This is a genomic window from Burkholderia sp. 572 (assembly GCF_040545135.1).
Taxonomy (GTDB): Bacteria; Pseudomonadota; Gammaproteobacteria; order Burkholderiales; family Burkholderiaceae; genus Burkholderia; species Burkholderia cepacia.
The window spans coordinates 32359-44658 of sequence record NZ_JBEPLH010000041.1 but is presented as its reverse complement, the minus strand read 5'-3'; the positions used below and the strand labels follow the sequence as shown (position 1 = coordinate 44658).

The following is a 12300-nucleotide window of genomic DNA, read 5'->3' as shown; positions in this document are numbered from 1 at the left end:
ACGATCACGCGGCTGCCCGCGCGGTTCAGCGCGCCCATGTCCGAGAACGGGTGGATGTGGTGCGCGGCGTCGAGCGCGCGGTATTCGGCGGTCGAATGCGGTGAGAAGGCTTCGTTTCGATCGGTCATGTTTCCTCCGGATAACGCTGCCGCACGCTCAGACGTGCAGCAGCAGATGCCTGCGCTCCCACGAGCTGATCACGCGGAAGAACGCTTCGTATTCGGTGTCCTTCAGCGCCAGGTAGGCCTTCACGAACTTGTCGCCGAGAATGCCGGCGAGCGGCGTGCACGCCGCCATCAGCGAGATCCCCTCCTCGAGATTGCGCGGCAGCTGGTACGGCAGGTTGTAGCCGTCCGACGCGATCGGCTCGGTCGGCGCGAGCTGCTGCGACAAGCCGAGATAGCCGGCGGCGAGCGTCGCCGCGAACGCGAGGTACGGATTGCAGTCGACACCCGGAATCCGGTTCTCGATGCGGCGCGCCGACGCGCCCGACTGCGGGATGCGGAAGCCGACCGTGCGGTTGTCGTAGCCCCACTGCACGTTGATCGGCGCGGCCATGAAGCGCGACAGGCGGCGATACGAGTTGATGTACGGCGCGAAGATCGGCATCAGCGCCGGCGTGTACTTCTGCAGCCCCGCGAGATAGCTGTGGAACATCGGCGACACGGCGCCGTCTTCGCCCGAGAACAGGTTGCGCCCCGTGCGCGCGTCGGCCAGGCTCTGGTGGATGTGCATCGCCGAGCCCGGCTCGTCCTGCATCGGCTTCGCCATGAAGGTCGCGTACATGTTGTGGCGCAACGCTGCCTCGCGCACCGTGCGCTTGAACAGGAACACCTGGTCGGCCAGCGACAGCGCATCGCCGTGCACGAAGTTGATCTCCATCTGCGCGGCGCCGACTTCATGGATCAGCGTCTCGATATCGAGCCCCTGCATCTCGCAGTATTCGTAGATGTCCTCGAACAGTGAATCGAACTCGTTGACGGCCTCGATCGAATACGACTGCCGGCCGGTTTCCGCACGCCCGGTGCGGCCAACGGGCGGACGCAGCGGCAGGTCCGGATCGGCGTTCATGTCGACCAGGTAGAACTCGAGCTCGGGCGCAACGACCGGCTGCCAGCCTTTCGCCTTGTACAGGTCGAGCACACGGCGCAGCACGTAGCGCGGCGAAATCTCGACCGGCGAGCCGTCGAAGTGCACGCAATCGTGAATCACCTGCGCGGTCGGATCGACGGCCCACGGAATCAGGCAGATCGTCGACGGATCGGGCACGCACACCATGTCGGGGTCGGTCACGCCGGTCAGCGTGCCGTCCTCCGGATAGTCGCCGGTGACGGTCTGCACCATCACGGCCTGCGGCAAGCGCATCGATTCGCCGGATTCGAACTTGTTGCGCGGAATGATCTTGCCGCGCGCGATGCCGGCCATGTCGGGAATGATCGCCTCGACCTCGGTGATGCGGTGCTGTCGCAGGAATTCGCTCAGTTCGGGTTGCATGATCGGCCTCTGTCAGTCGACGTCGGATGCGGCCGGCGACGGCATCGCGCCGCCGGCCGCATGAATGCGATGGGTCATGCGCGCGCGGCACGCCGCGCCGAATGCCGCGAAGATGTCGCGCGACAGCGGCTGTTCCGCGTAGCGCCATTCGGGATGCCACTGCACGCCGAGCGCGAACGCACGCGCGCCGCGCACGCTGACGGCCTCGACCAGCCCGTCGGGCGCGCTGGCTTCGACGACGAGCCCCGCGCCGAGCTGCGCGATGCCCTGGTCGTGCAGCGAATTGACCGTCGCTTCAGGTGCGCCGTGCGCGATCCGCTGCAGCAGGCCGCCCGGCGCGAACTGCACGACGTGCGCGGGGCCGTACTGCCGCTCGAGCGGATCGGCCGGCCGCTCGCGGTGATCGTCGAAGCCGGTCGTCGCGTGCAGCCGCTGATGCAGCGTGCCGCCGTAGGCAACGTTCAGCTCCTGCATGCCGCGACAGATCGCGAGTACGGGCACGCCCGCGTCGATCGCCGCGCGGATCAGCGGCAGCGCGGTCGCATCGCGCGCGGGATCGTGCAGCGTGTCGGGCGCGCTCGCGGCACCGCCGTAATGATGCGGCTCGACGTTCGAGTAACTGCCGGTCAACAGCAACCCGTCGACCGCCGCGACGATCGCATCGGCCGGCTGGCGCGCGCCGAGCGCGGGCAGCACGAAGGCAAGCACGCCCGCGCCGTCGACGAGCGCGGCCAGGTACTTCTCCCCCGCCGTGTGGTTCGGATGCGCACCGCGCAGGATGCGGTCGGCGGTCACGGCTACGATCGGTCGCGCACGCATGGGTGTCTCCCCGGCAATCGCGCGCGACACGTTCGCACGCGGGACGATGAAGGTTCGCGCCGGCACCGCCCGCGCGCGCCACGATGCGCCGCATGCCCAAACGCGATCCTGCCGCGCGGACGATGCGGCAACAGGCGGGGCGGCTCGGAACGGACGTGGAAAGGGACGCTAGGGCAACAACGATGCGCTGCCGTCGCACTGCACCGCGCTGAACACGCGGGCAGCCACGAGGTTGAAGCGGCGCAGGCCGCGACGGGAAATGGCAAAGAAACGAGGTTCGCGCAAAGAGGCGGCACGCGTGCCGCGATCAGCATGCCGGATCGGCCCGGCCTGAGGCGGCGCGCCCGCCGACGGACTTCGCGTCCGGCGTATCGAAGGGCTGGCGGCTTTCACGATCGTACTCGACTGACGGATGAATGCAGGACACGTGTCGCGATGAAGCGCATGCGGCAATGCCGCGCGGCGACACGTCGGCAAGGTGTCTCGCCGCGCATTCCGGTGCGGTGCGGCCACGATCGATGGCCCGCCGCCGGTGCGCGCGTGACGACTTCCTGACATTCAGCTTATATCACCCAAAAATTGCGTCAAATTTTCAGGTGCGGATGACGACATCGATCAGACGAAACCCGGACGAAAAAAACGGCACCGATCTCGTGGATCGATGCCGTGTTGTGCATTGCATCGGTGCGGCACGCTGCGGGCCGGCGGGCCGTCACGCACCGGCTCCGCCGCGCTGCCGCATCCGCGCGGCCCGGGTTCAGCGATGCGCGAGCGCGGTTTCGACGAGCGTCTGCAATAGCGGCACAATCCGCGCCGCACGCGTTTCGTCGTACGCGTAGGGGCGCGTCTCTTCCATGTAGGTGATCTGCGAGAGCTCGAGCTGCACGGCTTCGACGCCCGTTTCGGGCACGCCGTAGTGACGCGTGATGTAGCCGCCCTTGAAGCGCCCGTTCGCGACGGCCGTATAGCCGTCATGTTCGAGCACGCGCGCGGCGAGCGCCTCCGCCAGGCCCGGCGCGGCACTTGCACCGCTCGACGTGCCGAAGTTGAAGTCCGGCAGGCGGCCGTCGAAGAAGCGCGGCACGTGCGAGCGGATCGAATGCGCTTCCCACACGAGCACGCGGCCGTGCTCGCGCTTCAGGCGTGCGACCTCGCCTTGCAGCGCGTCGTGATACGGCAGCCAGTAGCGATCGCGGCGACGCATGATCTCGTCGTTGCCGGGCAGCGCGTTCGCCGGATACAGCGGCGCCTTGTCGAACGTATCGACCGGCACGAGCCCCGTCGTGTCCTGCCCCGGGTACAGGTTCTCGTTGTCGGGCGGACGGTTCAGGTCGACGACGTAGCGCGCATGCGACGGGACGAGGATCGATGCACCGAGGCCGGCCGCGAAGCCATACAGGCGTTCGAGATGCCAGTCGCAATCGTCGACGAAACGCGCGTCGGCCGTCATCGTCGCGGCGATGTCGTCGGGGATGTACGTGCCTGCGTGCGGAATCGAGATCAGCAGCGGCAGCGTGCCCTGCTTCAGCGTGAATACAGCCGGTTGTTCAGTCATGTCGCATCACCGTTGAAGGTCTGCCGGCGCACGCAGGCGGCGCGCGCCGGTTGCCGCGCGTCAGCGCAGCAGTTGCGCCAGCGCGGCGCGGTAGTCGGCATACGCGACGGCTTCGTCGCGATGGCGGCGGCCGCTCACGACGCGCTCGCCGCCCGTGTAGACGTCGAGCACCGGCGTCTCGCCGTGCTCCGCGAACACGATACCCGACAACCACGACGTGCTGTCGTGTTCGGCGATCGCCGGATGATCGGGATCGAGGACGAGCCAGTCGGCGCGGCACCCTTCGCGCAGCGCACCGACGTGCCGCCCGCTGGCCTGCGCGCCGCCCGTGAGCGACGCGTCGAACAGGCGATCGGCGACATGCGCCTGCGTGTCGCTCGCCAGCACGTTGCGCGCGCGGTGCACGAGCCGTTGCCCGTATTCGAGCAGGCGCAGCTCGGCACGCCAGTCGACCGACGCGTGGCTGTCCGAGCCGACGCCGATCACGCCGCCTTGCGCGAGATAGTCGACGGCCGGGAACACGCCGTCGCCGAGGTTCGCCTCGGTCGTCAGGCACAGGCCGGCGACCGCGCGACGCTGCGCGAGCGCGGCCGTTTCGGCCGCGTCGACGTGCGTCGCGTGCACGAGACACCAGCGTGCGTCGACATCGAAGCGATCGAGCAGCCATTGGACGGGGCGCGCACCGTAGGCACGCACGCAGTCGTCGACTTCGGCCGTCTGCTCGGCGATATGGATATGCACGGGCGCGTCGTCGGGCAGCCCGTCGAGCAGCACGCGCAACCCGTTCTCGGACACCGCCCGCAGCGAGTGCGGCGCGACGCCGTAGCGCAGCCCGCCATGCTCCGGCGCCGCGCGACGCATCGCGTCGAGCAGCTCGAGCAGGCCGTCGGGCGTATTGATGAAGCGGCGCTGGTCGTCGCGCGGCGGCTTGTTGCCGAAGCCGGCGAACTGGTACGACACGGGCAGCATCGTGATGCCGATGCCGGCCGAGCGTGCAGCGTCGACCACGTGCGTGCCGAGTTCCGCGATCTGCGGATAACGCGAGCCGTCCTGCGCGTGATGCACGTAGTGGAATTCGCACACCGACGTATAGCCGCACTTGAGCATCTCGACGTACAGCCAGCGCGCGATCGCGGCGAGCGCGTCGGGCGTGATCTTCAGCGCGAAGCGGTACATCAGGTCGCGCCAGCTCCAGAAGCTGTCGGCCGGATTCGCGCGGTATTCGGTGAGCCCCGCCATCGCGCGCTGGAACGCGTGCGAATGCAGGTTCGGCATGCCGGGCAGCACCGGCCCGGCCGCACGCGCGACGCCTGCCGGGGCGTCGGTGTCGGGCGTCACGCCGGTCAGCGTGCCGGCCGCGTCCCAGCGCAGCAGCACGTTACGGCGCCAGCCGTCGGGCAGGTACGCATGGTCTGCGAACAACAGGGTGTCGGTCATAAGGCTATCTATCCATTCATCCGGCGAAACACGGTCGTGCCGCCGCGTACGACCTGCTCGCACAGCGGCCGGCCGATCCAGTAGGCGAGCTCCGCCAGCGAGCCGACCGACCATGCGGCGAAGTCGGCCTGGCGACCGACCTCGAGCGCGCCGTGGCGATCCGCGCGACCGAGCGCCGCGGCCGCATGGCGCGTCACGCCCTGCAGCACTTCGGGCACCGTCATGCGGAACAGCGTGCAGCCCATGTTTAGCGTCAGCAGCAGCGATTCGAGCGGCGACGTGCCGGGGTTGTGATCGGTCGCGAGCGCGATCGGCACGCCGTGCTTGCGCAGCAGCTCGATCGGCGGCAGTTGCGTCTCGCGGATGAAGTAGTACGCGCCGGGCAGCAGCACGGCGACCGTGCCGGCCGCCTTCATCGCCTCGATGCCGGCTTCGTCGAGGAATTCGAGGTGGTCGGCGGACAGTGCCCGATAGCGGGCGGCGAGCGCCGTGCCGCCCGCGTTCGACAATTGCTCCGCATGCAGCTTCACGGGCAGCCCGCGCCGCGTCGCGGCTTCGAACACGCGCTCGGTCTGGGCGAGCGAAAAGCCGATGCGTTCGCAGAACACGTCGACCGCGTCAACGAGCCCCTCGTCGGCCAGCGCCGGCAGCATCCGGTCGCACACTTCGTCGATGTATTCGTCCGCGCGGCCCGCATATTCCGGCGGCAGCGCATGCGCGCCGAGGAACGTCGTGTAGACCGTGACCGGGAAGCGCTCGCCGAGCTGGCGCGCGACACGCAGCATCTTGCGTTCGCTCGCGAGGTCGAGCCCGTAGCCCGACTTGATCTCGATCGCGGTCACGCCTTCGGCCAGCAACGGCTGCAGCCGCGCGGCGGCCTGCACGAACAGCGTCGTCTCGTCGGCCCCGCGCGTCGCGCGCACCGTCGACACGATCCCGCCGCCCTGCCGAGCGATCTCCTCGTAGCTGACGCCCGCGAGGCGCTGCGCGAATTCGTCGGCACGCGTGCCGCCGTACACGAGGTGCGTATGGCAGTCGACGAGGCCCGGCGTCACCCACGCGCCGTGCAGATCCTCGCGCCGCCAGTGGGCATAACCGTGCGGCAGCGCGGACATCGCGCCAAGCCAGGCGATCGTGCCGGTTTCGTCGACGGCGATCGCCGCGTCGTCGATCGTCTCGTCAGGATGGCCGTGCGGACACAGCCTCAGGTGATGCCAGACAGTCGGTTTCATGCGTTCAGTCTCGTTCGCCGATGGCGAGCGACACGGCGAGCAACGCGCCGCTACCGCTCACGACGACGTCAAACGCACGCCGCGGCCCGTCGAGCCGCAACGTGTCCATTTCTTCCAATGTGTAGCGCGTGCCGTCGATTTCAACGGCGACCTCGCCGGTCGCGCAAAACAACAGCACGGTATCGGCGTGCCCGATGCGGTGCGCGCCTGCGCGCCACACGTCGAGCGTGCCGCGCGCGGCCGAACGGCGCGTCATCAGGTTGAAGTCGCGCGTCGCGCCGTCGTGCAGCGTCGCGTCGATCGCCGCCTCGCCCGCGAAATCCGCGCGGGCCAGCGGTGCGTCGAGCACGTGGCCTGCGCCGCCTTCCTCGGCGAGCGTCATGCCCGCGCCGGACAGCAGCACGAGCGTGCGGTCGACGCCGTCGAAACGCGAGAACGGGCCGTCCGTGCCGACGTCCGCGACGCTCACGCGCCACGCGAACGCGTCGAGCGCGGCGCCCGGCGGCGCCCCGAAGGAAGTCCCCGTGGGGGAAAACGCCGCGATTTCGCGCGTCACGCCGCCGCCGTTCTTCCATGGCGACGCGACGAGATCCGCTGCGCGGATCACCGCGGCGGCCAGCGTCGCGTTCGCCGGCGCCTGGTGGAGCGCCGTCATGCTCAGCGGCCGAGCATCGGCAGCTTCAGGCCGGCTTCGCGGGCCGTCTGCTGCGCGAGTTCGTAGCCGGCATCCGCATGGCGCATCACGCCCGTCGCCGGGTCGTTCAGCAGCACGCGGCCGAGACGCTCGTGCGCTTCGGCGGTACCGTCGGCGACGATCACGACGCCCGAGTGCTGCGAGAAGCCCATGCCGACGCCACCGCCATGGTGCAGCGACACCCACGATGCGCCGCCTGCCGTATTCAGCAGCGCGTTCAGCAGCGGCCAGTCGCTCACGGCGTCGGAACCGTCCTTCATCGATTCCGTCTCGCGGTTCGGGCTCGCGACCGAACCGGTGTCGAGGTGATCGCGGCCGATCACGATCGGGGCCTTCAGTTCGCCGTTCTTGACCATCTCGTTGAACGCCTGGCCGAGGCGATAGCGATCCTTCACGCCGACCCAGCAGATCCGCGCCGGCAGGCCCTGGAACGCGATGCGCTCACGTGCCATGTCGAGCCAGTTGTGCAGGTGCGGATCGTCGGGGATCAGCTCCTTCACCTTCTGGTCGGTCTTGTAGATGTCTTCCGGATCGCCCGACAGCGCGACCCAGCGGAACGGGCCCTTGCCTTCGCAGAACAGCGGGCGGATATAGGCCGGCACGAAGCCCGGGAAGTCGAACGCGTTCTCGACACCCATTTCCAGCGCCATCTGGCGGATGTTGTTGCCGTAGTCGAGCGTCGCCGCGCCGCGCTCCTGCAGCGCCAGCATCGCGCGCACCTGGACGGCCATCGACTGCTTCGCGACCTTCACGATGCTCTGCGGATCGACCTTCTGCGCTTCGCGCCATTGCGCGACGGTCCAGCCTTGCGGCAGGTAGCCGTTGATCGGGTCGTGCGCGCTCGTCTGGTCGGTCACGCAATCCGGCGTGATGCCGCGCGTGACGAGTTCCGCGAACACGTCGGCCGCGTTGCCGAGCAGGCCGACCGACACCGGCTTGCCGGTGCGCTTCGCTTCCTCGATCATGCCGAGCGCCTCGTCGAGCGTCGTCGCCTTCTTGTCGACGTAGCGCGTCTTCAGGCGGAAGTCGATGCGCGTCTCGTCGCATTCGACCGCGATCATCGAGAAGCCGGCCATCGTCGCGGCCAGCGGCTGCGCGCCGCCCATGCCGCCGAGGCCGCCCGTCAGGATCCAGCGGCCCGACGGATCGCCGTTGAAGTGCTGGTTCGCGACCGAGAAGAACGTTTCATAGGTGCCCTGAACGATGCCCTGGCTGCCGATGTAGATCCAGCTGCCGGCCGTCATCTGGCCGTACATCATCAGGCCCTTGCGGTCGAGCTCGTGGAAGTGGTCCCAGTTCGCCCAGTGCGGCACGAGGTTCGAGTTGGCCAGCAGCACGCGCGGCGCATCCTTGTGCGTGCGGAACACACCGACCGGCTTGCCCGACTGGATCAGCAGCGTTTCGTTTTCCTCGAGATCCTTCAGCGACGCGAGAATCTGGTCGTAGCATTCCCAGTTGCGCGCCGCGCGGCCGATGCCGCCGTACACGACAAGCGCATGCGGATGCTCGGCGACTTCCGGGTCGAGGTTGTTCTGGATCATCCGGTAGGCCGCTTCGGCCAGCCAGGTCTTGCAGACTTTCTCGCTGCCGCGCGGCGCGCGGATCGTGCGCGTCGGATCGAGACGGGGATCGATGTGTTTCGGATGGTTCATGACGACTGCTCCCGAGGGAAATGAATATCAAATAGGAATCAGAAATGCCCGGTGAAGCGATAACGGCTGCCGGGATGCCACAGATTCGCCACCGAGGCGACGACGCCCTGCGACCAGGTGCGCCGATGTAAAACCAGACACGGCTCGACGTCGTCCATCCGCAGCTGCTCGCGCCGCTCCGGCGCCGGGGCCGCCGCTTCGATCCGGTACTCGACGCGCTGCAGCGGAGCCGCGCGCATCAGGTACAGGTTCGGCGTCGTGTTCGTGAAATCCTGCTCGGCGTAATCCGGCGCGACCGCCGGATTCACCCACCGCTCTTCGAGCTGCACCGGCTCGTCGTTCTCGAAATGCAGCACCTGCGAATGAAACAGCTTCGTGCGCACGGCTACCTGCATCTCGTCGGCGAGCACCTCGTCGGCGCGGATCGTGTCGAGGCCGAGCACGCTCGCGCGATACGCATGCCCGCGCGCGCCGACCTCCTCCGAGATGCTGCGGATCGCCACCAGCGTCGACTCGTACTTCGGCCGCGCGACGTAGGTGCCCGCGCCCTTCATGCGCGTGAGTACCTGCTCGGCCGTCAACTCGCGCAGCGCGCGGTTGACGGTCATGCGCGCCACCTTGAACTCGCGCGCCAGCTCGTTCTCGGACGGCACCTGGTCGCCCTCCTCCCACTCGCCTGCGTGGATGCGGGCCAGGATGAAATCCTTGATCTCCTGGTAGACCGGCGCGCTCATGGGCTTACTGTTCCGACGCGAACGAGAACGGCGCGACCTTCGCGAACGCACGCTCGCCGACCAGCTTCGCGATCACCGCGATGTCCGGTGCGAAGTAGTGGTCGAGCTCGTAGTGCGCGACCTTGCCGCGAATCGTTTCCATCACCGGCGCGAGCTTCGGGCTCGTGTGGTGCGGCGCGCGCAGGTCGACGCCTTGCGCGGCGGCCAGCAGTTCGATCGCGAGGATGTGCTTCGTGTTGTCTGCGATGTCGGCGAGCTTGCGTGCGGCGAACGTCGCCATCGACACGTGGTCTTCCTGGTTCGCCGAGGTCGGCAGCGAGTCGACCGACGCCGGGTGCGCGAGCGTCTTGTTTTCCGATGCGAGTGCGGCGGCCGTCACGTGGGCGATCATGAAGCCCGAGTTCACGCCGCCGTCCCGCACGAGGAACGGGGGCAGGCCCGACAGCGTCGCGTCGATCAGCAGCGCGATGCGGCGTTCGGCCAGTGCGCCGATTTCCGATGCGGCCAGTGCGAGGTTGTCGGCCGCGAACGCGACGGGCTCGGCGTGGAAGTTGCCGCCCGACAGCACTTCGCCGGTATCCGGGAAGATCAGCGGGTTGTCCGACACGGCGTTCGCTTCGATCAGCAGCACGTCGGCCGCGTGACGCATCTGGTCCAGGCACGCGCCCATCACCTGCGGCTGGCAGCGCAGGCTGTACGGGTCCTGCACCTTGTCGCAATCGCGGTGCGACTGGTTGATCGGCGAGCCTTCGAGCAGCTCGCGATACGACGCTGCCGCGTCGATCTGGCCTTGATGGCCGCGCAGTTCATGAATGCGTGCGTCGAACGGCTTCACCGAGCCGGCAGCCGCGTCGACCGACAGCGCGCCCGCGACGAGCGCGGTGCGGTACAGGTCTTCGATCGCGAACATGTTGTCGAGCGCGAGCGCGGTGGATGCCTGCGTGCCGTTCAGCAGCGCGAGGCCTTCCTTCGCCTGCAGCGTCAGCGGCGCGAGGCCCGCGACGCGCAGGCCGTCGAGCGCGCTCGCCCGCTCGCCGCGGATGAACACTTCGCCGACGCCCAGCAGCACGGCCGACATGTGCGCGAGCGGCGCGAGGTCGCCCGACGCGCCGACCGAGCCCTTCACCGGGATCAGCGGCAGCACGTCCGCGTTGAACAGCTTGATCAGCGCGTCCATCACTTCGCGGCGGATGCCCGAGTGGCCGCGGCCGAGGCTCGACAGCTTCAGCGCCATCAGCAGGCGCACCGACGAACGTGCCATCGGCTCGCCGACGCCGACCGCGTGCGACAGCACGAGGTTCTTCTGCAGCAGTTCGAGCTGGTCGTGCGGGATGTGCGTGCTCGCCAGGCGGCCGAAGCCCGTGTTGATGCCGTAGGCCGGCTCGCCCTTCGCGGCGATGTCGGCGACGGCCTTCGCGCCGGCGTCGATCTTCGCGAAGCTGGCCGGATCGAGCGCCAGCTGAACGGATTCGCGTGCGATCTGGCGCAGTTGCGGGAGGGTCAGGTGGCCGGGGGTCAACGTAATCATGTGAGCAATCCTGTCTAGACAAGTTCGGAGTGGTTTGAAGTGTAGCCACCCGAACTTGTCTAGACAACCCGTTTTTCACCGATTTCGACTCGGGAGTTTCCCTGATGCCCGGTGTGGCCCGCCGGACCGGTCGGCGGGATCCGGCTCTTAACATATGTTGCAATTATTTTTTATTTGGCAACATACGAATCACCACTCGCCACGGAGCCCGTCATGCCCATCCCGCCCCGGTTCATCGCCCGGTTCATCGCCCGGTTCGGCCGCCCCCTGCTCTTCGCCGCGTGCGCACTCGCATGCGGCGCCTCGTTCGCCGCGGAGCCGCTCGCCGGCACGCTCGAGAAGATCCGGCAAAGCAACCTGATCTCGATCGGCCACCGCGAAACGTCGGTGCCGTTCTCCTACGTCGACGCGAACGGCAAGGTCATCGGCTTCTCGCAGGACCTGTGCGACCGCGTGATCGCCGCCGTGAAGGCGCGCGTCGGCAAGCCCGACCTGCAGGTGCGCTTCATCCCCGTCACGTCGCAGAACCGCATCCCGCTCGTGCAGAACGGCACCGTCGATCTCGAATGCGGCGTCACCACGAACCTTGCGGCGCGTCACGCGCAGGTCGCGTTCTCGACCACCTTCTTCGTCGCGACGACGCGCCTGCTCACGCGCACGCGATCGGGCATCCGCGACTTCCCCGACCTCGCCGGCAAGACGGTCGTGACGAACCAGGGCACGACGTCCGAGCGCCTGCTGCGCAGGATGAACGAGGAAAGGAAGATGAACATGCAGATCATCAGCGCGAAGGACTACGGCGAAGGACGCCTCACGCTCGAATCGGGCCGCGCGGCCGCGTACATGATGGACGACGTGCTGCTCGCGGGCGTGCGCCAGCTCGCCGCGAAGCCGGCCGACTGGCAGATCGTCGGCACGCCGCAGTCGTCGGAGGCCTACGGGTTCATGCTGCGCAAGGACGATCCGCAGTTCAAGGCGCTCGTCGACGGCGTGCTCGTGCAGTCGATGAAGCGCGGCGAGATCGATGCGCTGTACGACAGGTGGTTCATGAAGCCGGTGCCGCCGAAGGGGCTCGCGTTCGACTTCCCGATGAGCGACGTGATCAAGGCGCGCTACGCGGCACCGAACGACGCGCCGCTCGAATGAGCGCCGCGC

General features: G+C 68.2%; 10 protein-coding genes. 1 reads left to right on the top strand and 9 read right to left on the bottom strand.

The window, feature by feature from the left end; translation table 11 throughout:
* Positions 1-156: 156 nt before the first annotated feature.
* The 9 genes from ABIC51_RS39535 to hutH all read right to left on the bottom strand — a co-directional run bounded on the left by ABIC51_RS39535 (position 157) and on the right by hutH (position 11145).
* Positions 157-1494 carry a glutamine synthetase family protein gene (locus ABIC51_RS39535; RefSeq protein ID WP_027786942.1) on the bottom strand — a complete coding sequence of 446 codons (1338 nt, stop codon included), beginning with the start codon at positions 1492-1494 and terminating at the stop codon, positions 157-159.
* A gap of 12 nt (positions 1495-1506) precedes the next feature.
* Entirely contained in the window at positions 1507-2313 is an 807-nt protein-coding gene (locus ABIC51_RS39530) for a gamma-glutamyl-gamma-aminobutyrate hydrolase family protein (RefSeq protein WP_059693038.1), read from the bottom strand.
* A 757-nt stretch (positions 2314-3070) separates the two neighbouring features.
* Complete coding sequence (gene hutG / locus ABIC51_RS39520; RefSeq protein WP_175901712.1) at positions 3071-3868, bottom strand: N-formylglutamate deformylase; 798 nt, start codon at positions 3866-3868, stop codon at positions 3071-3073.
* Between the two features lie 60 nt (positions 3869-3928).
* Entirely contained in the window at positions 3929-5305 is a 1377-nt protein-coding gene (locus ABIC51_RS39515; RefSeq protein WP_175901709.1) for a formimidoylglutamate deiminase, read from the bottom strand.
* 8 nt (positions 5306-5313) lie between these two features.
* Complete coding sequence (hutI, locus tag ABIC51_RS39510; RefSeq protein WP_124840969.1) at positions 5314-6537, bottom strand: imidazolonepropionase; 1224 nt, start codon at positions 6535-6537, stop codon at positions 5314-5316.
* A 4-nt stretch (positions 6538-6541) separates the two neighbouring features.
* The gene (locus ABIC51_RS39505) at positions 6542-7192 is read right to left on the bottom strand and encodes a HutD/Ves family protein (RefSeq protein WP_175901707.1); all 651 of its coding nucleotides are present in this window, start codon (positions 7190-7192) and stop codon (positions 6542-6544) included.
* A 2-nt stretch (positions 7193-7194) separates the two neighbouring features.
* Positions 7195-8883, bottom strand: a complete 1689-nt coding sequence (hutU, locus tag ABIC51_RS39500; RefSeq protein WP_027786936.1) for a urocanate hydratase — start codon at positions 8881-8883, stop codon at positions 7195-7197.
* Between the two features lie 38 nt (positions 8884-8921).
* Positions 8922-9617 (bottom strand): histidine utilization transcriptional repressor HutC, encoded by a 696-nt coding sequence (gene hutC, locus ABIC51_RS39495; RefSeq protein ID WP_027786935.1) that lies wholly within the window; start codon positions 9615-9617, stop codon positions 8922-8924.
* 4 nt (positions 9618-9621) lie between these two features.
* Positions 9622-11145, bottom strand: a complete 1524-nt coding sequence (gene hutH, locus ABIC51_RS39490) for a histidine ammonia-lyase (RefSeq protein ID WP_027786934.1) — start codon at positions 11143-11145, stop codon at positions 9622-9624.
* A gap of 213 nt (positions 11146-11358) precedes the next feature.
* Here hutH and ABIC51_RS39485 point away from each other — a divergent pair, with 213 nt between their 5' ends.
* Complete coding sequence (locus ABIC51_RS39485) at positions 11359-12291, top strand: glutamate/aspartate ABC transporter substrate-binding protein (RefSeq protein ID WP_175901705.1); 933 nt, start codon at positions 11359-11361, stop codon at positions 12289-12291.
* Positions 12292-12300 lie beyond the last annotated feature (9 nt).